Raw genomic sequence first — 24965 nt, 5'->3', positions numbered from 1 at the left:
CCATGCGGGCTACGATTGTTCCTCGCAATGACAAGCTCGAACAAAGGCTGAGACCGCAAGGCCTCCGTCTCCATTCGCCACTCGCTATTCGCGATCTCCGCTCCAACCCGGGCAGCGATACGAAAGTATGGGGGTCCGGCCGAGCCAAGGTAGGGGGAGGGGCTGGCGGGCGATGTCAGCTATATCGCGCTCAAGGTGCGCTTCACGAAAAGCGCGTCGACTTCACTCACAGGGGAGGAGAGAGCGTGATACGTCTGTTGCTGTTGTTGCCGTTCATCGGCCTGATGATCGTGCCGTTTTACAACGTCCGGGAGCCGCTTCTGTTCGGCTTCCCATTTTTCTACTGGTACCAGCTCGCCTGGGTGCCGTTGACCTCGCTGCTCACCTACATCGTCTACAGGAGCGTGCGCCGTGCTGACTAATGTCGATAGCGCGGCCTTTGCCGTATTCCTCGCCCTGTTCATCCTCGTCACCGGCATGGGCTTCGTCGCCTCGCGCTGGCGCAAGCCGGAGACGCTCGCTCATCTCGACGAGTGGGGCCTCGGCGGCCGCAAGTTCGGGACCTGGATCACTTGGTTCCTGGTCGGCGGCGACTTCTACACCGCCTACACCGTGATCGCCGTGCCGGCGCTGGTCTACGCGGTCGGCGCCTACGGATTCTTCGCGCTGCCCTACACCATCATCGTCTATCCCTTCGTGTTCGCGGTGATGCCGGTGTTGTGGAAGGTCGCCAAGGAGCGCGGCTATGTCACCGCAGGCGACGTCGTGCGCGGCGCTTACGGTTCACGTGGGCTCGAGCTTGCCGTCGCCGCAACCGGCGTGCTGGCGACGATGCCCTATATCGCGCTTCAGCTGATCGGCATGGAAGTGGCGATCAAGGCGCTGGGGCTGACCGGCGAGGTACCGCTCGTTCTCGCGTTCCTGGTGCTGGCGCTCTACACCTATTCGTCGGGCCTGCGCGCCCCGGCGCTGATCGCCTTCGTCAAGGACATCATGATCTACATCGTGGTGATCGCCGCGATCGCGATCGTGCCGTCCAAGCTCGGCGGCTACGGCGCGATCTTCACGGCGGCCGATGCCGCATTCGCGGCGAAAGGCTCGGGCGGCATCCTGCTGGCGCCGGCGCAGATCGTGCCCTACGCCACGCTGGCGCTGGGCTCGGCACTCGCCGCCTTCATGTATCCGCACACGCTGACCGGCATCTTCGCGTCCTCCGGCGGCAACACCATTCGCAAGAATGCGATGCTGCTGCCGGCCTACACGCTGCTGCTCGGCCTGCTCGCGCTGCTGGGCTACATGGGCCATGCGGCGGGACTCAAGCTTGCGAGCAACAACGACGTCGTGCCGGAGCTGTTCAAGACGCTGTTCCCGAGCTGGTTCGCAGGCTTTGCGTTCGCGGCGATCGCGATCGGCGCGCTGGTGCCGGCGGCGGTCATGAGCATCGGTGCGGCCAATCTGTTCACCCGCAATTTCTGGAAGGTGTGGATCGATCCGAAGGTGACGCCGGCAGGCGAGGCCAAGGTCGCCAAGATCACCTCCATGCTGGTGAAGGTCGGCGCGCTGCTCGCCATCCTGCTGATGCCGACACAGTTCGCGCTCGACCTGCAGCTGCTCGGGGGCCTCTGGATCCTGCAGACCCTGCCGGCACTGGTGTTCGGCCTCTATCTGAACTGGTTCTCGAGCACCGCGCTGCTGGCCGGCTGGGCCGTCGGGCTCGCAGGCGGATCGTGGCTGGCCTGGTCGGACGGGCTGAAGCCGTTGCACGGCATCGACTTCGGTGCCGGCAAGGTCGCGATCTACACCGGGGTGCTGGCGCTCGCGCTCAACATCGTGGTCGCCGTCGTGGTCAACCTCGTGCTCAAGGGCCTGCCGCAGGCCCGGGTGTCGCGCGAGGCGGCCTGACCGCAGGCCTTGATTGGCGGCCGGACATCCGGCCGCCAATCCCAAGCGTGCCTTCCGGGATTGAAAGCTCCAGATTGTTGTTTTGACGCGTTTTCTTTACGCGTACCGGTGTCCACTTCGCTGGAAAACGCTCTAGTATCCGCCCGCGTTCCGGACCCGTCCACGGGCGCGCGGATCGATCTCGAGTGAGGATGTCTTGCAGGCGTGGTTCGTTCTTGCGGTCGCGGCTGGCTACGTGACCACGCTGTTCCTGATTGCCTGGTGGGGCGATCGGCGGAGCGTGGACGGACCGCTGGTTTCGCCGAGATCCGGGGCGGCGGCCGTCAGCTACTGCCTGACGCTCGCGGTCTACAACACCTCGTGGAGCTTCTACGGATCGGTCGGCCGTGCCGCCACGAGCGGGCTGGACTTCGCCACCATCTATATCGGCCCGACACTCGTGCTGCTGTTCGGCCAGCCGCTGCTGTCCAAGGTGATCGCGATCGCGAAAGCCCAGAACGTCACCTCGATCGCGGACTTCATCGCCGCGCGCTATGGCAAGAGCCAGGTGCTTGCGGCTTTCGTGACGCTCGCTTCGCTGCTTGGCGTGCTTCCCTATATTGCGCTTCAGCTCAAGGCCGTCGGCAAGAGTTTCGACTACCTGATCCTCCAGCCCGAGCGCGCGGGCGGCGAGGCGCTGCGGTTCTGGCAGGACTCCGCATTCGGCGTCGCCGCGTCGATGGCGCTCTTCGCGATCGTGTTCGGCGTCCGGCATGTCCACGCCAGCGAGCATCATCGCGGGTTGATGCTCGCGATCGCCTTCGAGAGCGTGGTCAAGCTGGTCGCATTCCTCGTTGTCGCGCTGTTCGTGCTGTTCGGTCTGTCCGGAGGACCGGTCGCGCTGGTGTCGCAGTTCGCCTCGGATCCGCAATTGGCCAATATCCTGACCTTCGATCCCGCGCAGCCGGTCTGGCCCACGACGATCATCATCTCGGCGATCGCCTTCCTGTGCCTGCCGCAGGCGTTCCACGTTGCCGTTGTCGAGAACGAGAGCCCGGGCCACACGCGCACCGCAGCGTGGCTCTACCCGACCTATCTCGCGCTGTTCAGCCTGCTGATCCTGCCGATCGCCGCCGCCGGATTGACGAGGTTCGGTGCGATGATGGACCCCGACACCTACGTCATCTCGCTGCCGATTGCCGCGAATGCCGGCACGGTCAGCCTGATCGCCTTTCTGGGCGGACTGTCGGCTGCCACCGGCATGGTCATCATGACCTCCGTCGCGCTGAGCACCATGCTCTGCAACGACGTCATCATGCCGCTGCTGCTGCGCTCGCGCTTTTTCGGTCTGCGCGCGCAAAGCCGGCCGGTGACCTCGGTGCTGATGACGGTGCGCAGGCTCTCGATCCTCGGCATCCTGCTGCTGGCCTATCTGATGCACCGCCTGGTCAACCAGGCCTATCCGCTCACCGTGATCGGCCTACTGTCGTTCGTTGCGGTCGCGCAATTCGGTCCGGCGTTCGTCGGAGGCCTGTTCTGGCAGCGTGCCAACAAGATCGGCGCCTCGGTCGGGATCGCGGCCGGATTTTTCATCTGGGCCTATACGCTGCTGCTTCCCTCGGCCGCACCGCTATGGCCCGCCTTTGAGGAGATCGTTCGCACCGGCCCGTGGCAGCTCGCGTTCCTCAAGCCGAACGCGCTGTTCGGCCTCGAAGGGCTCGATCCGATCTCGCATGCGACGCTGTGGAGCCTGGCCGCCAACCTCGCCTGCTTCCTGGTGTTCTCGGTGCTGGGGCGGCAAACCACCATCGAGCGCAACCAGGCCGCGGCGTTTGCCGATGGTGTCGTCCGCGAGACGGTACCAAAACTGTCATCACGCGTGGTGATCCGGCTCGACGATCTTCGTGCGCTCGCGCGGCGCTTTGTCGGTGCCGAGCGCGGCGCGGCAGCCTTCGACGGCTATCTCGCGGCGCGCATGTCGGGCACGGGGCCGCGCCTCGATCCATCGGGCCTGGTCGATCTCGACTCGATCCGCTTCACCGAGAATCTTCTCGCCGGGGCGATCGGCGCGGCCTCGGCGCGCGTGGTGATCGCGGCCTCGCTGGAAGGGCATTCGCTGTCACGCCGGGCGGCGATGGCGATGCTGGACGAGGCCTCGGAGGCCCTGCGCTTCAACCGCAGCCTGCTGCAGAGCACGCTCGAGAGCGTGCCGCAGGGCATCTGCGCCTTCGACGCCGATTTCAACATCACGGCGTGGAACGGGCGGTTCATCGCGCTGCTCGACCTGCCACCGGATTTCGTGCGCGTCGGCCTTTCGCTCGCGGAGCTCATTGCCTTCAACGTCGAGCGCGGCGAATATGCCGCGTCCGAATTCGCCGCGCTCCTGGTCAATCGTGACGTCGCCACGCAGAGCTGGCCTTATCTTTACGAGCGCAAGCGGCCGGACGGCACCGTGCTCGAGATCGTCTACGATCGCGCTGCCGAGGGCGGCTACGTCTCGACCTACACCGACGTGACCGAGCGTCACCGCGCCGCGGAAGCCCTGCGGCACGCCAACGAGGACCTCGAGCTGCGCGTCCGTGAGCGGACCGAGGCACTCGAGCAGGCGAAGGCGGAGGCCGAGCAGGCCAATCTCGGCAAGACCCGCTTCCTGGCGGCGGCGAGCCACGATCTGCTGCAGCCGCTGAACGCGGCGCGCCTGTTCCTGTCGGCGCTCGACGAGAGCCTGCATGCGTCCTCGCAAGCCGGCGCGGCCGAGAAGGAACGCGCCCTGGCAGGCAGCGCCATCACGGCGCTACGCTCGACCGAGCACGTGCTGGACAGGCTGCTCGACATCTCCTCCTATGATGCCGGCGCCGTCCGCGCCGAGCCGTTCGACTTTCCGATCGCGGATCTCCTCGTGCAGTTGAACGTGGAATTTTCCGCGATGGCGCGCGAGCGCGGGTTGGTCTTCCGCGTCGTCGATTGTCACCGCGCGGTGCGCAGCGATCCGCATCTCCTGCGGCGGATATTGCAGAACCTGCTGTCGAATGCGCTGCGCTACACGCCCAAGGAGACATCCAAGGGACGCATCCTGCTCGGTTGCCGGCGCCGTGGCGGCGATCTGCGCATCGAGGTCTGGGATACCGGCATCGGCATCGCCGTAGCGGATCAGAAGCGGATCTTTGAGGAGTTCCAGCGCCTGGCGCCTGGATCGGAGAAGGGGCTGGGCCTGGGGCTCGCGATCGTCGATCGCGTTTCGCGGCTGCTGGCGCATCGCGTCGATGTCCGTTCGCGCCCGGGACAGGGCTCATGCTTTGCCGTCACGGTGCCGCTGGCGCTCGGACCGGGAACGCCGCTCCAGCGCAAGGCGGCGACAGCGGCACCTGCGGTGACGGAGCGGCCGCTGACGATCCTGTGTCTCGACAATGATGCGACGATCCTCGACGGCCTGACGGCGCTGCTCGGCGGCTGGGGCCATCGCGTGCTGGTCGCCACCAATGCCGCCAGCGCGATGGCTGTGGCTGCGGCAAGCCCGCCCGACGTCGTGCTGGTCGACTATCATCTCGACGGGGAACGCACCGGCTTGGACTTTCTCGACGATCTCGGGCAGAAGTCGGGACGCGGCATCTGCGCGCTCGTCGTCACCGGAGATCGCAGCGAGGCCGTGCGCGCCGCGGCGAGGGCGCGCGGCTGCGAGGTCCTGTCGAAGCCGGTCAAGCCGGCGGCGTTGCGGCGCTTCCTCGGCAACGAAGCCCTGAGCCGGCAGTTCGGGACGAAACAGGGAGCCGCCTCGGCGTGACCATGCGCATCCTTATCGGCGATGATCATCCGCTGGTGCAGGCCGCCTTGCGCAGCGCGCTGTCGACCGTGCTGCCCGATCTCGACATCATCGCGTGCCAGTCGCTTGACGAAGCGGTGGGCGTGCTCTCGGCCCAGTCGGACGAGATCGACCTCATCCTGTGGGACCTGACGATGCCGGGGATCCAGGGATTTGCCGCGCTGTTCATTCTGTCGGCGCAGTTCCCGACGGTGCCGGTTGCGATCATCTCGGCCCGGCAGGACGCCGCCACGATCCGCCGCGCCATTGCCTATGGCGCATCCGGCTACATCCCGAAATCGCTCGGTCTGCCCGAGATGGCGGATGCGATCACGAAGATCCTCGCCGGCGAAATCTGGATGCCGCCGAATGCCGGCGGCCGTGGCTCGATCCAGAGCGCCGATGTCGAGCTTGCCGCACGAATGGCCTCGCTGTCGGCGCAGCAGCTGCGCATTCTCGCGATGATTGTCGAGGGCAAGCTCAACAAGCAGATCGCCGGCGAGCTCGACATCGCCGAGCAGACCGTGAAAGGACATGTCTCGACGATCCTGCGCAAGCTCGGTGTCGGCTCGCGGACCCAGGCCGCCGTTCTGGCCGAGCGGCTGTCGTTCGGGCAGCCCGGGGGAACCTGACGTCTCCAGGTCAAAAACAAAACGGAGGCCGTGAGGCCTCCGTTTTCAGTCCTGTGCGCTGTCGTGACGCGCCTTACCCCAGCCGGCCCGCCGCATGGGCAAGCAGCGTGTACACCAGGCCCGTCTCCGAGGTCAGGTGGCTGCGCAGTTCCTGCGGGCCGCGGCCGTCGCGGGCGACTTCGTCGAGCAGGCGTTCGAACTCGCTGATATAGCGGTCGACCGTGCCCTTGAAGTTGCGGTCGGCGCGATACTTGCGGGCGACCTCGTCGAAGGCCTTCTGGCCGGCGGGCGTGTACAGGCGCTTGGTGAAGGCCTTGTTCTCGCCGCGCTGGTAGCGATCCCACATCTCGGAGGCGAGGTTGCGGTCCATCAGCCGGCCGATGTCGAGCGACAGCGATTCCAGCGGATTGCCGTTGCTCTGCGGGGCCTGCGGCTGCGGAGCGGGTGCTGCAGTCTGGCGGCCGCGCGGGGCCTCACGACCGGCCGGAGCAGGCTGATTGGCGTCGGTGCGGTTCAACAGGTCCGACAGCCAGCCGTCGCGGCCCGGGTCGTTGCCGTTGCTGCCGGGGGCAACCGACGGAGCCTCGGTGCGACGCGAGGAGGCCGGCATGCCGAGGTCCGGTGGCGGCAGCGTCGAGGCGCTGCCGGTGTCGCGCATGCGCGTCTCGGTGCCACGACCGCCCGTGCTTGCCATCACCGGCTCTTCCTGGCGCTGGACGGCGACGGAAGCGCGGCCCGCCGTGGTGACGTCGAGGCCGCGGCCGTGCTGGGCGACGATGCGGTTGAGCTCGGCGAGCGCCTCGATCTGGTCGACGATCACCTTGCGCATCTGCGCCGTGCTCTCGGCGGCCTCCTGCGGCATCTCGAGGACGCCACGGCGCAGCTCGTTGCGGGTGGCCTCGAGCTCGTTGTGCATCTCGAACGCCATCTGCTTCATGCTGGAGACGAGGTTGCCGAACTTCTCGGTCGACTGCTTGAACATCGCATCCGCTTCGTCGGTGGTCGTGCGGTAGATGTCGTGCATGGCCTCGATGGTCTGGCGGTGCTCTTCTTCGGACGCCGACCGCACCGCCTCGAACTGGCGGGTGATCGCGGCCGAACCTGCGCCGGCGGTCTCCGCGACCACGCGGGCGATGTCGCGGGCACGCTCTTCGGCTGCAGCGAGCGACTCATCGAGCAGCCCGGTGAAGCGCGACAGGCGCTGGTCGAGATCGGCGGTGCGCAGGTCGATGGTGGTGACCAGCGATTCCAGCGCCGCCTTGCGTTCGGCAAGCGAGGCGGTGGTGTTCTTGTTGCTCTGCTCGACGACCTGCGCGGCATCGACGAGCGCCTTGCCGTGCGCGTCGAACTGGGTCGACAGCTCGCCGAGATCCTGCAGCGCGCGGGTGGTCTTCGTGTTGAAGACGTTGAGCTGGTCTTCCAGGTTCTGGGTCGCCGCGCCGTTGCGCGAGGTGACGTCGTTCATCGCCGAGACGAAGTCGGCGACGCGCGTCACCAGCGCCCGCTCAAGCGAGTTGAGGTTGTCGTGCGCACCGGTCAGCACCTCCTGGAGGAGGATGTTGCCTTCGCGCAGACGCTCGAACAGGGCGACCGTGTCGGTGCGCAGGATCTTGCTGGTCTCCTGCATCTCGGTGACGGCCGCAATCGACACCTGGCGCGACTGGTCGATCGCCGCACGCGAGGCCGTCTCGAGGTCCTTCAGCGACCGGCCGACCGCGCTGGTCGCGATCTCGCTCGCCGCGTTGATGGTGCGCGCGACTTCGTTGCCGTTGCCCATCATGGTCTGCGAGAATGCCGTGCCGCGCGTCTCGATCGACTTCAGCGCGTCGGAGGTGACGCGGTCGATGTCGAGCGTGAGCTGGCTGGTCTTCGAGCCGATCGCATCCACGAGCGAGCCGCGCTTGGCGTCGATCATGTTCGAGAGGCGGTCAGCCTGCTGCTGCACATAGGTGACGATCTCGTCGGTCTTGCCGGTCATGGCCTGGCCGAAGCTGCTCGAGGCGGAGAGCACCGAGCGCTCGACGTCGGCCGAGCTCGACTTGACCCGCGAGCTCGCCTCGTTGGAGGCGTTGATCAGCGCATTCTGGGCGTTGAGCGCGCTGGTCTGGATGTCGTTGGTCGCGTTCGCGGTCGCCGTGCTCAGCGCGCGCTCGATCTCGGTCGAGATCGTGCGGATCTGGCTTGCGGCATCCGCCGAGGTCGAGGTCAGCGAGGTCTGGGCCTCGCGTGCGCTGCTGAGGATGGTCGAGGCGGTGTCGGCGCCGACCGCGGTCAGCGTGCGCTCGATGTCGGTCGTCAGCGACTTGATCTGGGTGGCTGCATCGGTCGACGCGGTGATCAGCGTACCCTGGGCCTCGCGCACGCCGCTGGTGAGTGCCTCGATGGTGGCGCCGCCGGCGGTCGCCAGCGCGCGCTGCATCTCGGCTGCGAGCGAACGGACCTGGCCGGTTTGTTCTGCCGAGACAGCAAGAAGGGTGCTCTGGGCGTCGCGGGCGCTCGCCGTGATCGTCTCGGCGGTGGACTGGCCGACCTGCGAGAGCGAGCGATGCACTTCGGCCGCGAGCGACTTGACCTGGCTCGCAGCATCCGAGGACGCGTTGACCAGCGTGCTCTGGGCTTCACGCGCGCCGGTCATGATGCTCTCGGCCGTCGAGGTGCCCGCCATCGAGAGCGAGCGCTGGACGTCGGAGGACAGCGCCTTGATCTGGTTGGCGGTCTCGGTCGAGGCCGCGATCAGCGTGCCCTGCGCATCGCGGGCGCCGGCCGTGATCGATTCAGCCGTGCTGGTGCCGGCGAGCGACAGCGAGCGCTGCACGTCGGCGGTGAGCGTCTTGACCTGGTTGGCGGCGTCCGAGGAGGCGGTGACGAGCGTGGTCTGTACCTCGCGGGCGCCGGCCAGGATCGAGGCCGCGGTGGCCGAGCCGGCTGCGGACAGCGTGCGTTCGACGTCGGCGGCGAGCCCCTTGATCTGGTTGGAGGCATCGCCCGAGGCCGCGACCAGGGAGGACTGCGCCTCGCGGGCGCTGGTCAGGATCGAGTTCGCAGCACCGGTGCCGACCGCGGTCAGCGCGCGCTCGACCTCGGCGGAGGTCATCTTGAGCTGGGCGTTGACGTCGGAGGAGACCGTCATCAGCGACTGCTGGGCGGTGCGCGCACCGGTCTGGATCGTCTCGCTGGTGTTGACGACCAGGTTCGTGAGCGAGCGCTCGGCGTCCTCGACATGCGAGCGGATCGCGGTCGAGATCATCTCGGCGCGGGACATCATGTCCTCGCTGGCCTGGCGGCCGCTGCTCTCGATGCGGCCGGCAACGGCCTCGACACGCGAGCCGAGCAGGTCTTCGAACTGCGCCACGCGGACGTCGATGTCGTTGGCAACCGAACCGACCTTGGTCTCGATCGCCTGGTGGATGTCCTGGAAGCGCGCCGTGACCGTGTCGGTCAGGTGCATGCTGCGGCCGTCGATGAGGTCGGCGACGCCGGTGATGCGGCGGTCGACCGCCTCGATCGCCTGCGCCGTGCCGTCCGTGAGCGTCGAGGTCAGCAAGGTGAGGCGGGTGTCGATCGACTGCACGGCCTGCGAGGCGCCGTTGGTCAAAGCGGTCGTCAGATAGGTGAGGCGGCTGTCGACGGACTCCAGCGCCTGCGATGCGCCGCTGTTGAACGTCGTCGTGAGGTGCGTCAGCCGCGTATCGATCGCCTGGATTGACTGCGAGGCGCCGTCGGTCAGCGTCGACGTGAGGTGGGTGAGGCGGGCGTCGATGGACTCGAGCGCCTGCGATGCGCCACCCGTGAGTGTCGTCGTGAGGTGCGTCAAGCGCGTGTCGACCGACTGGATCGCCTGGGCGGCACCATCGGTCAGCGACATCGCGAGCGTGTTGAGACGCCCGTCGATGGTTTCGGTGACGGACTTGGCGCGGGTGTCGAACGACTCCTCAAGCGCGGCCACGCGGCCGATGAGCTGTTCGTCGAAGGTCCTGATGTGGCCTTCGATCGTGCCGTCGAGGCTCGTGATCTTGCCGTTGAGCGAGGCGTCGAGATTGGTGACGCGTTCGCCGATCGTGGTCTCGAACTGCACCAGGCGCTGGTCGAGCACGGCCGTGATCGCACCGCCGTTGGAGGTGAAGCGGGTGTCGAAGTTCTCGACATAGGTCTTCAGCGACTCATGGATGTCGTGGGTGCGCTGGCCCATGCGTTCGACGATCTCGCCGCCGAAGGTCTTCACGGTGCGGTCGAACTCGGAGATGTGGCGCGTGATCAGGGCACCCAGCGTGCCGGAATCGCGGGCGAACTTCTCGACCAGCTCGGAACCCTGGTTCTTCACCAGCTCGTCGAACGCGCTCATCTGCAGCGACAGCGAGTCGTGCGCGGTCTCGGTCTGGCTGACGACCTTGGCGACGAGGGTGTTGACCGTGGCGTCGAGCGCCTCGCTCGCCTTGTCGCCCGAGGTCATGATCTGGCCGGCGAGGCGGTTGCCGGCGTCGTCGATCTTGGCGGAGAGGTCGTTGGAGCGCAGCTCGAGCTCGAGCAGCAGCGAGTCCGACGAATTCTTCAAGGAGTCATGCACCTGCTCGGTGCGTTCGGAGATGCCGTCGACGATCGCGGCCGAACGCTGCTCGAACTCGCCGGTGATGCGGTCGATGCGCTCGTTCAGCATCTCGTGGACGCGGTCGGCGAGGTCGACGAACTCGTCGTGGACGTGGCCGGTCTTGAAGTTGAGGCTGGTGGTCAGCCGCTCGCTGGCGTCGAGCACCGCTCGGGTGGTCTCGGCGCTGGCTTCCTCGAGGCGGTCGAGCAGGTCGCCGCCGCGCTCGCCGAGCGCCAGGATCATGTTGTCGCCGGCGTGGCTCAGTGCACCCGTGATGTGGGCGCCGCGCTCTTCCAGCGCGCCGGTGATGGATTTCGCGACCTCGTCGACGCGCGAGGCGATCGCGTCCGAGATCAGCGCGATGTCGTGGCGGAGGTCGATCTGCACGCCGGAAATGGCGCTGCGGACCTGCTCGGCCTGGCCGACCAGGTTGTCGCGCTGATGCGCGATGTCCTGGAGCAGGGCGCGGATGCGCACTTCGTTGTCGGAATAGGCGCGCTCGAGTGCGGCGACCTCGTTGGCGACCAGCGTCTCGAGCTCGCCGGCACGCGCGATCGCACGCTCGATGCCGTCGCCCATCGCCGCGACCTCGCGGCGGATGGCTTGACCCACGGTGACCATGGAATCGGACGCCGAGCCTTCCGGCTCGGAGAAGCGGATCGCGACCTGCGCCATCGCCTGCGCGACCTGGCTCATCTGCTGGCCGCGCCAGACCAGGCTGGCGAGGAAGTAGAACAGCATGATCGGCGCAAAGAACATCGTGGCGAGGCCGGCGATCGCCAGCACGCCGCCGCTCTCGCCCATGGCCGCCCGGATCGAGGGCAGGAAGCCGACCGTCAGCGCGGCGCAGGCCGCAAGCCAGACGACGGTGAAGATGGTCGCGCCGGTGTAGATGTTGCGGGCAGGGCGGCCCGTCTGCAGCGACTGGAGCAGCTGGCCGATGGTCTCGCGGTCGTCATTGGCGGCGCGGCGCGAGGCGCGCGGTTCCTCGATCGGATCGAACACGGCGCGCTCGTTGGCGGCCGGCCGCGGCTCGAATGTCGGCTCGTCGAACGCGGGAGGTGTCGGCGGCGCCACCTGCGGCGCCGTTTCGTTGCGCATCGATGCGTTGCGGCTGGTGTCGGCAGCCGTGTCGCTGATGTTGAGGGCTTCCTGGATCGCAGAAAGCGCAACTTCTGTGGGGTCTTTGACCTTCTTGGGAGTGTTGGCCATGTTCAGTCCGAGCCCTCGTTACTTGTACGCGTCCCCCCGCGAGCCCTGCGCGCTGCGCAAGCCCACAGACCGGATCATGCCGCTTGCGCGGATCTCCGAGCCGTCCCCACCCGGACGGCTTGTCCGCCAATTTCCGCAACATCCTATTGGCAGAGCGTCGCGAATGAAATGCCTGCGATTAATACAATCTTAATCATCGTTAACAGGATCGCGCCGTAACACCTTAGGCCTAAATGAAATTCTCCACGGAACTCGGTCGATTGCGGCAACTTTTCGTCAATAAACGGGCGGATTTGCGTAAAACGGCGCAAACACTTCGTTAACCATTTCCATGCTTCGGTGGGGGCGAACCGCCGGACCGGCGGACCGTCGCGCGATGCCGGGGCCTGCGCCATGATGCCTGAACTGCAACGGATGGACTGGATGCCCTCGCCCCCGCTTGCGCCCATCGACAGCCCCCTCGACCTCGACCACCTCGCGCGGATGACGCTCGGCGATGCCGAGCTGGAGCAGGAAGTGCTTGCGATGTTCGCCGAGCAGGCCGTTCGGCTGATCGCGGCGATGACGGCGCTGCCGGCCGAGACCGGCGCGCTCGCGCACAAGCTCAAGGGCTCGGCGCGCGGGATCGGCGCCTTTGCGGTGGCGGATGCCGCCGCCAGCCTGGAAACCGCGATCCGGATCGGCCACAACCAGCCCCACGCCTTCGCCGCGCTGAAGGAGGCGGTCGCCGAGGTTCGTGCGGCCATTGCGAGCATCCTCAAGCACTAGGCCGACGCCCCCTTGGAAGTCGGGGACTTGCGCATTAGTCTTTTGTTTTGACGCGTTTTCTTCCCGCGAACCGGTATCCACTTCGCTTGAAAACGCTATGGCGCTGCCCTGACCGACCCGTTATAGGACAGCCCGGACCCTCCTTTTTCCCCAGATCGCGGCAGCACGAGCACCCATGGCCAAAATTCACTTTGTCGACCACAAGGGCGAAACCCGCACGGTGGATGTCGAGAACGGCGCGACCGTGATGGAAGCCGCCATCCGCAACAGCATTCCCGGCATCGAAGCCGAATGCGGCGGCGCCTGCGCCTGCGCGACCTGTCATGTCTATGTCGACGAAGCCTGGCGCGAGAAGGTTGGCAGCCCGACGCCGATGGAAGAGGACATGCTCGACTTCGGCTTCGACGTGCGCCCGAACTCGCGCCTGTCCTGCCAGATCAAGGTCGCCGACGAGCTCGACGGGCTCGTGGTGTCGACGCCGGAACGTCAGGCCTGATCCGTCCCTCCAAGAGAGCATGATCTTTCCGGAAAACCGCTACACACTTTTCCGGATCATGCACTTAATTGCTCGGCGGCGTGACCTCGATGCCGCGCTTGTGCCAGGGTCTGAATTTCCCGATCACCTCTGCGGTCAGCGGTGCCGGCCGGCGCGTCGCCTCGTCGAGCAAGACGCCGACGGACGTCGCTGACGCGATGCACGTCCCGTTCGAAAACACGACCTGCTCGAAGGTCACCGACGTGCGCCCGAGCTTGACCACGCCGAGGCCGAGTTCGATCGTGTTCGGCCAGTGCAGCTCGGCGCGGAAATGGATGTCGAGCCGCACCATGATCCAGGCGAGCCCCGGCGGTGTCAGCCCGTATTCCGGGAGCTTCATCAGCGTGACGCGGCCGGTCTCGAAATAGGTGGCGTAGACCGCGTTGTTGACGTGCTGGTTCGGGTCGAGATCGCCGAAGCGGACGTTGTCACTGAGGCGAAAAGGGAAGTCCTCCAGGCGCGGCGTCGTATCGAGGCGGCTTGGTGCGTTCACCGATTGATCTCCGTCATATCCAACCTCGTTACAGCCCAGTTATTTTGACCCGGCAAGTGGGCGCGGCTGCGGGGCGCTCCCGCTTTTATGCCTTCCCTGATCCATCCCCGTTGGCTAGACAGGCAGGGTCACCTCTGCCCGCCGGGCGCCGTCCAACCGATAACGACCGATAAAGAGACGACATGAGCGACGTGATCAAAACCGATGTGCTGATTATTGGCGCTGGCCCTTGCGGTCTGTTCGCCGCCTTCGAGCTTGGCCTTCTCGACATGAAGGCGCATTTCGTCGACATCCTCGACAAGGTCGGCGGCCAGTGCGCCGAGCTCTATCCGGAAAAGCCGATCTACGACATTCCCGGCATCCCGCAGGTGTCGGGGCAGGGCCTCACGGAGGCGCTGATGGAGCAGATCAAGCCGTTCCACCCGACCTTCCATCTCGGCGAGATGATCGAGACCGTGGAGAAGATCGGCGATCCCGCGTTTCGCTGCACCACCGACGCCGGCAAGGTGTTCGAATGCAAGGTGGTGGTGATCGCGGCCGGCGGCGGCTCGTTCCAGCCCAAGCGTCCGCCGGTGCCGGGGATCGAAGCCTATGAAGGCACCTCGGTGCACTACGCCGTGCGCAAGATGGAAACGTTCCGCGACAAGAATGTGCTGATCGTCGGCGGCGGCGATTCCGCGCTCGACTGGACGCTCAATCTGCATCCGTTGGCGAAGCGCATCACGCTGCTGCACCGGCGCGACGATTTTCGTGCCGCCCCCCACAGCGTCGAGCAGATGCGCGCGCTGGTCGCCAGTGGCAAGATGGACCTGCGGCTCGGCCAGGTCACCGCGCTCTCAGGCGCCGATGGCCAGCTGACCGGTGCCACCGTCAAGGGCAACGACAACAATGTCAGCGATATCGCCTGCGACACCATGCTGCCGTTCTTCGGCCTGACCATGAAGCTCGGCCCCGTCGCGAACTGGGGCATTGCGCTGGAGAACAATCTGGTGCCGGTCGAGACCTCTGCGTTCGAAACCAACGTATCGGGCATCTTCGCCATCGGCGACATCAACACCTATCCCGGCAAGATCAAGCTGATCCTGTGCGGCTTCCACGAGGGCGCACTGATGTCGCAAAAAGCCCACCGCTACGTGTATCCGGAGAAGCGGCTCGTGTTCCAGTACACGACCTCGTCCTCTAGCCTGCAAAAGAAGCTCGGTGTCAACTGATCGCGACGGGAGCGGACGAGCGATGCCCCATGTTCCTGGTGCTGGAATCGTTCGCGAAATCGCCGTAGTCTGCGGCCATTGCAGTGGCGGCTTAGCAAGGTGATCATAATGCGGAAACTCTTTTCCAGCTTTGGGCTGATCGCGTTCCTCGCGCTGTCGCTCGGCGCGGCGCGCCCGACTGCGGCACAAGCGCAGCAGCCAACCGCTGCGGGTCTCTGGCAGAAGGTCGAGGACGGCAAGACGGTGGGCTGGTTCCTCTTCATCGACCACAACGGCATCTTCGAAGGCGTCATCGCCAAGACGTTTCCGCGCCCCGGCGACGATCCGAACGAAGCCTGCACGAAATGCACGGACGATCGCAAGAACCAGCCGGTGCTCGGCCTCTCCTTCATCCGCGACATGAAGCGTGACGGGTTGAAGTATGAGGGTGGCAACGTCGTCAATCCGCGTGACGGCAACATCTGGAAGGCCAAGATGACGGTGAGCCCGGATGGTCAGGTCCTGACCATGCGCGGCTTCCTCGGCATTTCCCTGTTCGGCAAGGACGAGACCTGGCAGCGTTTGCCGGATACAAGTATGGCCGAAGTCGATCCCGCCATCATCGCCAAATATCTCCCCGCGCAGGCCGCCGCGACCAAGCCGGCGCCCGTGCCCGCGACCAAAAAAGGTGGCGCCATGATGATGGCGCCGGCGGCCAAGAAGTAGACGGCTTTCACGCCGCCCGGGCAACGGACATCAATACGTCCGCGCCTTCTTGCAAGGCGCGTAGAACGTGCCGTTGCCGGCAACGACGCGCTCGAGGCATTGCCGGGGATCGGTGATCTCGCCGTCGACCTGAAAATAATAGGCCTGCGGTCCCAGGCTCAGGACGTAATGTCCCGGCGGAAGCTCGAGCTCCACATCACTGGCGTGCAGCTCGTACATTTCGGCTTTCCCCGGAATCGGCGAGATCCGGAACGGGTAAGAGAAGTTGCGGATCACGCCGACGTCGTCTCCGCCACTTGTCGTCTTGCCTGCGGCGTCGGTCGAAAACTCCTTGACCTTCGCGACAACGCGGACCTCGACGCGCTCGGGGATCACATTTGCAATATCCCGGCGGAACACGATGAACTTGACGTGGCCGTTCGGCAGATGCGGCCGATCGGGCTTCTTGAATTCCGGTGAAATCGCAATGCGCATGTCCGGCGCCATCACGCCGGTCGCGTTCAGCTCAGCCAGCGACTTGTCGTCGATCAAGGCATAGATGCCGTAATCGCTGGGAAGCACGCGCGTGGGTGGAGGTGGCGGAGAGGGCACCATTTCCGGCTTGGCCACCGTGATCGTCGTCTCGGGTTTTGGCGCGACCTGCGCGGTCTCCGGCGTCTGCGACGACATCTGCCGGCGCAGTGCGGCGATCCGGTCTCGCTGCGAGACGATCACGACGGTTGCGCCAACGACAAGCAGGATGGCCGCCGTACGCTTGATCACAGGCCAGAGCGGACCAGAGACCACTGGCAGCTTGCTGCGGGACTTGATCGCCGAAGGCAAAACCGTTGTATCGCCGGAGACCAGAAGAGTGCCTGCTTCGGTGACCCTGGATGACGTGAGTTGCTGCGGCGGCAAGCGCTCCAGCGGTGCCTGTTCGCGCGAAAACTTCTCGACCTCATCGATCGCGACCTCGAGGGCCTGCTTCATCTGCTCGATGTTTTTCGCGTCGGCGTAGGTGAACTGCTCCTGGAGCTTGTAGCGGGCGAGATCGTAGACCATCTGCCGCCGGGCTTCGGCGTCGTCTTTCACCGTCTCGAGCATGCGCGAAATCACCAGCGCAAACTGCACCTGGTTTGCGGGCAAATCGGTCGGGTCCTGTTGACCGGGAAGCAGGTCCCTCGAGTCACTCATAGCGCTGACGGTCCAAGGCCTGTCACGCCGATACCCAATTCTTCCATTCGAAACAGTCGGTTAAGCGGATAGCGGGCGCGTCCGCGCCCGCTTCGTACACGTCCTGACACGACAAGGAAAGCCTCCGAAGTGAGGCGCGGCGGAGCGTCGGCACATCACACATGCAGGACATGCAGTCGGATCGAGGAAGGCGGCCGCGCCAGTAGTTCCCCGGAATGCGCGGTGGCGCTGGATTTGCATAGCTATCGGCAAATCCGCCGGAGGAGCGAGTCGCCGCTGCCGTGCCTGTTCGAGGGCGCGAGCGACGTCGCCTGTTCCTCGCGGCGCCAACTTCGATCCGTGAGATGACGTTATGAAACTCGCAAGACCGTGTGCGGCGACGTTGCTGGGACTGACAATGCTGCTGGCGACATCGGCGTTGGCGCGTGACGACGGGCGCTATGCCAACTCGCCGTTAAAACCCTGGTTCGAGAGCCTGCGCAGCCAGTACGGACAGTGCTGTTCGGATGCCGACGGCTATGTCGTCGCCGATGTCGACTGGGAATCCGACAAGGGACACTATCGTGTGCTTCTCGACGAGGAGTGGGTCGTCGTGCCCGACGGTGCCGTGATCACCGAGCCGAACAAGATCGGTCGCACCATGGTGTGGAAGCACTATATCGACGGCCACCCGCGCGTGCGCTGCTTCATGCCGGGCAGCATGACGTAGCTCCTAGAATTTATAGGTCACGCTGCCGAGCACGGTGCGGCCGATGCCGAGGAAGCAGTCGCCGCGCGCCAGGCACGTGGTGACGTGACGCTTGTCGAAGAGGTTGCTGGCGTTGACCTGAAGCCGCCAGGGGCCGGTCTCATAACGAACCATCGCGTCGAACAGGGTGTATTCTGGCGTTCGGATGGTGTCGGTGCCGTCCCAGGAGGTGCCGATGTAACGGACGCCGCCGCCGAGCGTGACGCCGGGCAAGCCGAGTAAAGAGAGGCGGTACTTCGCCCAGAGCGAGGCCTGATGATCCGGGACAGTCTCGACATGCTTGCCGGCATTGTCGCCACTCAGCACGCGTGCATCGAGGTAGGTATAGGCGCCGATCAGGTCGAGCTCCGGCGTGATGCGCGTCAGCACCTCGAGTTCCACACCGCGGATGCGGACCTTGCCGGTCTGGATCGAGAACATCGCATTGTCGGGGTCGCTGGCCAGCCGGTTCCGTTCGGTCGTGTCGAAGATCGCGCCATTGACGGCATTGCCGGGCGTCGGATTGTACTTGAAGCCAAGCTCGACCATCTCGCCGCGCTGCGGCGCGCAGACCGTGACGCAGATGCCGCTGCCGAAGACCGGGTTGAACGACTGCGCATAGGTCACGTAGGGCGTGACGCCGAACGGCAGCTCGTACATCAGCGCGGCGCGGCCGGTGGTCGCCTGGTAATGCTCGACCGGAGAGCCCTGCGTATCGCTGGTGACGTAGTCGTGGCGCAGGCCGAGCACGGCGAGCCATGATCCGAGCCGTAACTGGTCCTGCGCGTAGAGGCCGAGCTGGTTCTGGCGCAGATCCGGTTCGGGGGCCATCGCCGGCGCGGTCACGCCGCTGTAGACCGGGGCGTAGAGATCGAACGGCGTCGGGTCCGTGGTGAAACCAGATTGCGCGCGCTCTCTGACCTCGCGGTAGTCCGCGCCGAACAGCACCTTGTGTGCGACCGGCCCGGTGTGCAATTTCAGCTCTGCGTTGGTATCCGAGCTCAGATTGTCCTTGGTCGTCTGGCGGCTCCACACGCTGCGGGCCACGGTGCGGCGGCTGGCATCGAGAAATGGATAGTTCGGATCGCTTGGATCGACGAAGTTCAGATCCGGCCATGTCGACCGGTAGATGCCCTCGACATGGGCGTAACGCAGGTTCTGCCGGATTTTCAGGCCGTCGCTGAAGCTGTGCTCGAACAAGCTGCTGATCGCGCCGGTCGCGGTCTGGTATTTGTCGAAGCCGGGCTCACCGGCAAAGCGCTGCACCGGAATGAAGCCGTTTGGGCCCGCAAACAGTGTGCCCTCATGCGGCAGAAACGCCGTAGACGAGCCAGTCGTGTCTTTCTGGTAGGTGCCGAGCACGGTCCAGCTCGTGTTGTTGGTCGGCCGCCAGGTCAGCGACGGTGCGAGCAGGATGCGGTCGTCCTTGACGTAGTCCGTCTGCGTGTTGCTGTCGCGGTATACGCCGATGAAACGATAGAGCCACTCGCCGTCCTTCGTCAGCTTTCCCGTGGAGTCGAGTTGCACCTGCTTGCGGTTGAAGCTGCCATATTGCACGCCGATCTCGTTGGCGGCCTCCGCCTGCGGCCGCTTCGAGATCAGGTTCAACAAGCCTGCCGTCGAGGTGTCGCCGTAGAGCACCGAAGCGGGGCCGCGCAAGACCTCGATGCGCTCGAGCGTATAGGGCTCGGGCCGCCATTCGTTGAAGTTGTTGGTGTTCACCATGCGCGTGCCGTCGAGATAGATGTTCGGGTCCTGGCCGCGGATGCGTGGATAGTCGCCGCGCGAGTCGGCGCCATAGGCGTCGGCGAACACGCCGGGAACATAGCGCAGCGCTTCCTGCACGGTGGTCGCGCCCTGGTCGGTGACGCGGTCGGCGGTCACCACGCTGATCGATTGCGGTGTCTCGCGCAGCGGCGTGTCGGTCTTGGTGCCGGTGCCGCTGCGGGTTGCGATGTAGCCGCGGACAGGACTCGTCGCGGTCTCTGCGCCGGTGCCGGCTGCGGTTGCGTCGGTGCTGGATGGCGCGTGCTGGGCCTGACGACGGCGGCTTGCCGTCTGTGCGCGCTGCGAGCGCACCTGATGCGAGCGCGCCGCGGGCCGCGATTGCTCGACGACGACGGCGGGAAGTTCCTGCGGCGATGATTGCGCCTCGGCCGGCGCTGCGTCCAGCAAGCCCGCCAACAGCGGCAGTGCGCCGCCGATCAATCCCGCCGTTGTCCTCAGATATGTTGTCATTCGCGACCCCATCATTTGCGACGGGACGACTAACAAGCATGGTCCGGAGCTTGAAGTGCAGGAGGGACGCAATGGCCCTCAATCATCAGATTTGGAATTAGTATTCATGTAAAGCGAACGCGCGCCGATTGATGTCGGCGCGCGGATGCGTGAATAAGAAAATGGCGGAGTCCGCGCCGATCAACGCGCCTGGCCATCTGCGTCCGCGCTGGCGAGCCGCTTGACGCGCGGCGACAGCACCGACATTTGCGCGGGCGAGGCCGGCATGCCGGCGACGATCATCGTGGGGGCAGTCGATTGCTCCTCGACGCCGGCGCCGCCGAGCACCTGAACCTGCACCGTCGAGATCGGAAACGACTTCGCCTCGTAAGAGGGGAGTTCGCCGGCAAATGCGCTGGCTGTGCTTGCAATCATTGCGCCGGCAACGGCAATCATCGAGAGAATACGCATTTCAAAATCTCCGTTGAAGATATCAATCGGAGGTTTGGTCGCGGCAGTGCCGCGGCAGGTTCGCTTGTGTGCGAACATTCGTCTTCCGCGGGCGGGTCAATTTGGTTGCGTGCGACGGCAGGACGAAACGAGGAAGAAGTTTTCCGCGCCAATGTTTCCGCAAGGTTTCGCGAGCGACGGACGATCGTGCTTTACGCGCCGAGTTTGGTTTCTCGCACCACCGCGTCGGCGCGGCGGCGCAAATCCGGATTGAGTGCGAGCCCGAGACCGGGGGCCGTCGGTGCCGACACGATGCCGTTGGTCACGACAGGCAGCGCCGTGACGAGGTCGCGGTACCAGGTCGACAGTGTCGCGCGCACGACCTCCTGGAAGATCGCCGTCGGCGCATGCAGCGCCAGATGCAGCCCCGCCATCAGCGCGACCGGTCCGGTACAATCGTGCGGGGCGAGCGGCTTGTTGTAGGCCTCGCTCAACGCCGCGATCTTGCGCGCCTCGCTCAGGCCGCCGCACCAGGCGATGTCGAGCATCACGACGTCGACCGCATCGGCCGCGAGCAGATTGCGGAAGCTGGCTGCGCCCGCCAGCGTCTCGCTGCCGCAGATCGGTGTCTTCACGCGCCGCCTGAGATCGGCAAGGCCCTGCACGTCGTCCATCTTGTTGAGGGGATCCTCGACCCAGAACACGCCGTAATCTTCGAGCGCGCGGCAGATGCGTTCGGCGGTGTGCATGCCCCACAGGCTGTGCAACTCGCACATGATCTCGATGCGGTCGCCGACGGCGTCGCGGATTTTGCGGAACGGCTCCAGTCCGGTCTTGAGATCCGTGAGCGAGATCGCATGGCCGCCATTCGCGGCAAACGGATCGAACGGCCAGATCTTCATGGCGCCGTAGCCTTCGCTCAGAAGGCTTTCGGCGAGCGCGCCGGAGTCGCGCATGAAGGCGATCTGATCGTCGTAGGGGCCGAGCGCGGCATCGTCGGCGCCGATCTCGCGGCGCTTCGAGCTCTTGGTGTTGTAGGCATAGCCGGCGCAGGTGTTGTAGGCGCGGATCTCGAGCCGGCTCGCGCCGCCGAGCGCCTCGTGCACGGGGATGCCGTGACGCTGGCCCTTGAGGTCCCATAGCGCGATGTCGATAGCGCTGGCCGCGCGCACCTCGGCGCTGACGCTGTGAAAGCCGAGATAGGGCGTCAGCAACTGGCGCGAGATCGCCTCGATGCGGCGGGAGTCCTGGCCGAGCACCAGCGGCGCCGCGAGTTCGTGCACGGCCGCCTCGACCGCTTGCGCGCCGCGAAAGCTTTCGCCGAGGCCGCTCAGTCCCTCGTCGGTTTCGATCTCGACCCAGATCAGGTTCGGCCGCTCGTCGATGCGGATCGTGCGCAGGGTCGTGACGCGGGACATCGAGGTCCTCTTGGAGTCCTCTTGGACGAGTTGCCGGTGCTCAGGTCACCGGTGCCGGATTGAACAGCGTGAGGTCGTTGTGAATGCCCCAGCGATCCGACCACGGCTTGGTACGGCCGGAGGCGACATCGAGGATCAGGCGGAACAGGTCCCAGCCGGTTTCCTCGATCGTCTTCTCGCCGGTCGCGATGCCGCCCGCGTCGAAATCGATCAGGTCCTTCCAGCGTCGCGCCAGCTCTGTGCGGGTCGCGACCTTGATCACGGGCGCCGCCGCGAGGCCGTAAGGCGTGCCGCGGCCGGTGGTGAACACCTGCAAGGTCATGCCGGAGGCAAGCTGGAGCGTGCCGCAGATGAAATCGGAAGCCGGCGTCGCCGCGAACAGCATGCCCTTCTGCGTCGCCTTCTGACCGGGCGAGAGCACGCCGGTGATGGCTGACGAGCCGGACTTGACGATCGAGCCCAATGATTTTTCGACGATGTTGGCGAGGCCGCCCTTCTTGTTGCCGGGGGTGGTGTTGGCGCTGCGATCGGCACCGCCGCGCGCCAGATAGGAATCGTACCAGGCCATCTCGCGCACCAGCGCGCGGCCGACGTCCTCGTTGATGGCGCGGCGGGTGAGAAGCTGGATGGCGTCGCGCACCTCGGTGACTTCCGAGAACATCACGGTGGCGCCTGCGCGCACCAGGAGATCGGCGGCGAAGCCGAGGGCGGGGTTCGCCGTGACGCCGGAGAATGCGTCACTGCCGCCGCATTGCAGGCCGATCACGAGATCGGCAGCCGGGCAGGTCTCGCGGGTACGCTTGTTGAGGATCTTCAGGCGGGCTTCCGCTTGCGTCATGATCGCATCGACGATCGCGCCAAAGCCGTCGAAGGCTTCGTCCTGCATGCGCACGATGGCGTCGCTGATGCCTTCGGGCACCAGCCGCTCGGGCGCAAGCTTCTCGCAGCCGAGACTGATGACCAGGATCTCGCCGCCGAAATTCGGATTGAGCGCGAGGTTCTGCAGCGTTCGGATCGGCACCACCGCATCGGGCGCTGTGATAGCAACGCCGCAGCCATAAGCGTGCGTCAGCGGCACGACGTCATCGACGTTCGGGTATTTCGGCAGCAGCTCGGCGCGGATGCGCTTCACCGCATATTCCATCGTGCCCTTGACGCATTGCACGGAGGAGGAGATGCCGAGGATGTTCTTGGTGCCGACCGAGCCGTCGGGATTACGAAAGCCTTCGAAGGTGAAGCCTTCGAGCGGCGGCAGCGGCGCAGGCACGGCGGTGGAGATTTCGAGCTTGTCGAGGGCCGGGGCCTCCGGCATGCGGATGCGCGCCTCGTCCACCCATTCGCCGGCCAGGATCGGCGAGAGTGCGTAGCCGATCACCTCGCCATAGCGGATGATCGGCGCGCCTTCGGCGATGTCGACCAGCGCCGTCTTGTGTCCCTGCGGGACGAAGGCGCGCAGCGTCAGTCCGCAGGCGAAGCGAGAGCCGGCGGGAAGCCCGAAATCATTCACGACGATCGCGACGTTGTCGCGCGCGTTGAGCTTGATGTAGCGGGGCTGTTCTTTCGCTGCGACGTCCTGGTCCATGGTCGGACTCCGAAAGTGTAGGGTGGGCAAAGGCGCAACGCGCCGTGCCCACCATGCTTCACGCCGAACATAAGCGGTGGGCACGCTTCGCTTTGCCCACCCTACGATATCGACCGATCAACCCGGATAGGTATAGGCCGTCTTCACCGTTGTGTAGAACTCGCGCGCATAGGAGCCCTGCTCGCGGGCGCCGTAGCTCGAGCCCTTCCGGCCGCCGAACGGAACGTGATAGTCGACGCCGGCGGTCGGCAGATTGACCATCACCATGCCGGACTCGCTGTTGCGCTTGTAGTGCGAGGCGTATTTCAGGCTGGTGGTGCAGATGCCGGAGGCGAGGCCGAACTCGGTGTCGTTGGAGATCGCCAGCGCCTCGTCGTAGTTCTTGGCGCGGATGACGGCCGCAACGGGCCCGAAGATCTCTTCACGCGCGATGCGCATGTTGTTGTTGGCTTCGGTGAACAGCGCCGGCGCGAGATAATGGCCGGGCGTCTCGCGCTTGAGCAGCTCGCCGCCGAAGGCGAGCTTGGCGCCTTCATCCTGGCCGATCTTGATATAGCGGAGGTCCTGGTCGAGCTGGCTCTGGTCGACCACCGGGCCGATATGGACGCCGGCCTTGAGCGCGTCGTCGACCGAAAGGCTGTTCAGGCGCTCAGCCACCGCCGCGACGAAGCGGTCGTGGATGCCTTCGGTGACGATCAGGCGGGACGACGCCGTGCAGCGCTGGCCGGTCGAGAAATAGGCGCCGTTGACGGCGACCTCGACGGCGGTCTTGAGATCGGCGTCGTCGAGCACGACCAGCGGGTTCTTGCCGCCCATCTCGAGCTGGAACTTCTTCATCGGGTTCGAGAGCACGCAGGCCTGCGCGATCTTACGGCCGGTCTGCACCGAGCCGGTGAAGGAGATCGCCGCCACGTCAGGGTGGTCGAGCAGGGTCTGGCCGACCACGGAGCCGGAGCCGACCACGAGGTTGAAGACGCCTGCCGGAATGCCGGAGCGCGTGATGATCTCGGACAGCGCATGCGCCGAGCCGGGAACCAGTTCGGCCGGCTTGAACACCACCGTGTTGCCGTAGCAGAGCGCGGGCGCGATCTTCCAGGCCGGGATCGCGATCGGGAAATTCCAGGGCGTGATCATGCCGACGACGCCGACGGGCTCGCGGGTGAGCTCGACGTCGAGGCCGGGACGCACCGAGGCACCCTTTTCGCCGATCAGGCGCAGCGCCTCACCGGCGAAGAACGCAAAGATCTGGCCGGCGCGGGCGACCTCGCCGATGCCCTCGGGGAGCGTCTTGCCTTCCTCGCGGGCGAGCAGGCGGCCGAGCTCTTCCTTGCGGGCGAGGATCTCGAGGGAAATCTTGTTCAGCGCGTCGTAGCGCACCTGAGGCGTCGACTGGGCCCAGGCGGGGAAGGCGGCTTTCGCGGCCGCGATGGCCTTCTCGGTCTGCGCCTTGTCGGCCTTGGCGTATTCGCCGACCAGATCGTTGGTGTTGGAGGGGTTGATGTTCTTGGTGACGCCGGAGCCGTCGACCCATTCACCGCCGATGAAGTTCTTCAGGATCGCAGTCATCTCGTTCCTCC

The 24965-nt window shown here is 65.7% G+C and carries 17 protein-coding genes; 9 read left to right on the top strand and 8 right to left on the bottom strand.

The window, feature by feature from the left end:
* The first annotated feature begins 245 nt into the window (after positions 1–245).
* The 4 genes from NLM31_RS29415 to NLM31_RS29400 all read left to right on the top strand — a co-directional run bounded on the left by NLM31_RS29415 (position 246) and on the right by NLM31_RS29400 (position 6312).
* Positions 246–422: a DUF3311 domain-containing protein gene (locus tag NLM31_RS29415; protein ID WP_254132641.1), complete on the top strand. Its 177-nt coding sequence runs from the start codon at positions 246–248 to the stop codon at positions 420–422.
* Positions 412–1902 carry a monocarboxylate uptake permease MctP gene (mctP, locus tag NLM31_RS29410; protein WP_254132640.1) on the top strand — a complete coding sequence of 497 codons (1491 nt, stop codon included), beginning with the start codon at positions 412–414 and terminating at the stop codon, positions 1900–1902. Before NLM31_RS29415 ends, mctP begins: the two co-directional genes overlap by 11 nt.
* A gap of 196 nt (positions 1903–2098) precedes the next feature.
* Complete coding sequence (locus NLM31_RS29405) at positions 2099–5662, top strand: PAS domain-containing hybrid sensor histidine kinase/response regulator (protein WP_254194528.1); 3564 nt, start codon at positions 2099–2101, stop codon at positions 5660–5662.
* Positions 5659–6312 (top strand): response regulator, encoded by a 654-nt coding sequence (locus NLM31_RS29400; RefSeq protein WP_254132638.1) that lies wholly within the window; start codon positions 5659–5661, stop codon positions 6310–6312. The genes NLM31_RS29405 and NLM31_RS29400 overlap by 4 nt, the downstream gene beginning before the upstream one ends.
* Before the next feature lie 73 nt (positions 6313–6385).
* Here NLM31_RS29400 and NLM31_RS29395 read toward each other — a convergent pair whose 3' ends face one another.
* Positions 6386–12109, bottom strand: a complete 5724-nt coding sequence (locus NLM31_RS29395) for a negative regulator of septation ring formation (protein ID WP_254194527.1) — start codon at positions 12107–12109, stop codon at positions 6386–6388.
* Between the two features lie 393 nt (positions 12110–12502).
* On the opposite strand from NLM31_RS29395, the gene NLM31_RS29390 reads away from it, so the two are divergent.
* Both NLM31_RS29390 and NLM31_RS29385 read left to right on the top strand, forming a co-directional pair.
* Positions 12503–12877 (top strand): Hpt domain-containing protein, encoded by a 375-nt coding sequence (locus NLM31_RS29390; protein ID WP_254132636.1) that lies wholly within the window; start codon positions 12503–12505, stop codon positions 12875–12877.
* 175 nt (positions 12878–13052) lie between these two features.
* Positions 13053–13373, top strand: coding sequence for a 2Fe-2S iron-sulfur cluster-binding protein (locus tag NLM31_RS29385; protein ID WP_148775221.1), 321 nt, complete (start codon positions 13053–13055; stop codon positions 13371–13373).
* Positions 13374–13437: 64 nt separating this feature from the next.
* Here the strand turns inward: NLM31_RS29385 and NLM31_RS29380 are convergent, their stop codons facing one another.
* Positions 13438–13905 (bottom strand): thioesterase family protein, encoded by a 468-nt coding sequence (locus tag NLM31_RS29380; RefSeq protein WP_254194526.1) that lies wholly within the window; start codon positions 13903–13905, stop codon positions 13438–13440.
* Positions 13906–14087: 182 nt separating this feature from the next.
* On the opposite strand from NLM31_RS29380, the gene NLM31_RS29375 reads away from it, so the two are divergent.
* Together NLM31_RS29375 and NLM31_RS29370 are read left to right on the top strand one after the other, a co-directional pair.
* The gene (locus NLM31_RS29375) at positions 14088–15116 is read left to right on the top strand and encodes an NAD(P)/FAD-dependent oxidoreductase (protein ID WP_254194525.1); all 1029 of its coding nucleotides are present in this window, start codon (positions 14088–14090) and stop codon (positions 15114–15116) included.
* Positions 15117–15224: 108 nt separating this feature from the next.
* Complete coding sequence (locus tag NLM31_RS29370) at positions 15225–15821, top strand: DUF2147 domain-containing protein (protein WP_254194524.1); 597 nt, start codon at positions 15225–15227, stop codon at positions 15819–15821.
* A gap of 30 nt (positions 15822–15851) precedes the next feature.
* Here NLM31_RS29370 and NLM31_RS29365 read toward each other — a convergent pair whose 3' ends face one another.
* Positions 15852–16994 (bottom strand): hypothetical protein, encoded by a 1143-nt coding sequence (locus NLM31_RS29365; RefSeq protein WP_254194523.1) that lies wholly within the window; start codon positions 16992–16994, stop codon positions 15852–15854.
* Between the two features lie 352 nt (positions 16995–17346).
* On the opposite strand from NLM31_RS29365, the gene NLM31_RS29360 reads away from it, so the two are divergent.
* Positions 17347–17703 (top strand): hypothetical protein, encoded by a 357-nt coding sequence (locus NLM31_RS29360; RefSeq protein ID WP_254132631.1) that lies wholly within the window; start codon positions 17347–17349, stop codon positions 17701–17703.
* 3 nt (positions 17704–17706) lie between these two features.
* Here NLM31_RS29360 and NLM31_RS29355 read toward each other — a convergent pair whose 3' ends face one another.
* The 5 genes from NLM31_RS29355 to NLM31_RS29335 form a co-directional block, all read right to left on the bottom strand.
* On the bottom strand, positions 17707–19959 hold the full coding sequence (locus NLM31_RS29355; RefSeq protein WP_254194522.1) for a TonB-dependent siderophore receptor: 2253 nt from the start codon (positions 19957–19959) through the stop codon (positions 17707–17709).
* Positions 19960–20139: 180 nt separating this feature from the next.
* A complete protein-coding gene (locus tag NLM31_RS29350) occupies positions 20140–20409 on the bottom strand; it encodes a hypothetical protein (RefSeq protein WP_254194521.1) in 270 nt (89 codons plus the stop codon).
* 191 nt (positions 20410–20600) lie between these two features.
* Entirely contained in the window at positions 20601–21806 is a 1206-nt protein-coding gene (locus NLM31_RS29345) for a mandelate racemase/muconate lactonizing enzyme family protein (RefSeq protein ID WP_254194520.1), read from the bottom strand.
* Between the two features lie 40 nt (positions 21807–21846).
* Entirely contained in the window at positions 21847–23388 is a 1542-nt protein-coding gene (gene garD / locus NLM31_RS29340) for a galactarate dehydratase (RefSeq protein ID WP_254194519.1), read from the bottom strand.
* A 117-nt stretch (positions 23389–23505) separates the two neighbouring features.
* Positions 23506–24954, bottom strand: a complete 1449-nt coding sequence (locus NLM31_RS29335; protein WP_254132624.1) for an aldehyde dehydrogenase family protein — start codon at positions 24952–24954, stop codon at positions 23506–23508.
* Between the last annotated feature and the right edge of the window lie 11 nt (positions 24955–24965).

The sequence above is a fragment of the Bradyrhizobium sp. CCGUVB4N genome, from assembly GCF_024199945.1.
GTDB lineage: Bacteria > Pseudomonadota > Alphaproteobacteria > Rhizobiales > Xanthobacteraceae > Bradyrhizobium.
The sequence above is the reverse complement of the archived record's forward strand: the minus strand, read 5'-3'. Positions and strand labels throughout refer to the sequence as shown.

Excerpts from the sequence above, each read along its gene's own strand:
- NLM31_RS29395 (WP_254194527.1), bottom strand. The coding sequence starts at position 12,109 with ATGGCCAACACTCCCAAGAAGGTCAAAGACCCCACAGAAGTTGCGCTT.
- NLM31_RS29390 (WP_254132636.1), top strand. The coding sequence starts at position 12,503 with ATGATGCCTGAACTGCAACGGATGGACTGGATGCCCTCGCCCCCGCTT.
- NLM31_RS29385 (WP_148775221.1), top strand. The coding sequence starts at position 13,053 with ATGGCCAAAATTCACTTTGTCGACCACAAGGGCGAAACCCGCACGGTG.
- NLM31_RS29375 (WP_254194525.1), top strand. The coding sequence starts at position 14,088 with ATGAGCGACGTGATCAAAACCGATGTGCTGATTATTGGCGCTGGCCCT.
- NLM31_RS29370 (WP_254194524.1), top strand. The coding sequence starts at position 15,225 with ATGCGGAAACTCTTTTCCAGCTTTGGGCTGATCGCGTTCCTCGCGCTG.
- NLM31_RS29365 (WP_254194523.1), bottom strand. The coding sequence starts at position 16,994 with ATGAGTGACTCGAGGGACCTGCTTCCCGGTCAACAGGACCCGACCGAT.
- NLM31_RS29360 (WP_254132631.1), top strand. The coding sequence starts at position 17,347 with ATGAAACTCGCAAGACCGTGTGCGGCGACGTTGCTGGGACTGACAATG.
- NLM31_RS29355 (WP_254194522.1), bottom strand. The coding sequence starts at position 19,959 with ATGACAACATATCTGAGGACAACGGCGGGATTGATCGGCGGCGCACTG.
- NLM31_RS29350 (WP_254194521.1), bottom strand. The coding sequence starts at position 20,409 with ATGCGTATTCTCTCGATGATTGCCGTTGCCGGCGCAATGATTGCAAGC.
- NLM31_RS29345 (WP_254194520.1), bottom strand. The coding sequence starts at position 21,806 with ATGTCCCGCGTCACGACCCTGCGCACGATCCGCATCGACGAGCGGCCG.
- garD (WP_254194519.1), bottom strand. The coding sequence starts at position 23,388 with ATGGACCAGGACGTCGCAGCGAAAGAACAGCCCCGCTACATCAAGCTC.
- NLM31_RS29335 (WP_254132624.1), bottom strand. The coding sequence starts at position 24,954 with ATGACTGCGATCCTGAAGAACTTCATCGGCGGTGAATGGGTCGACGGC.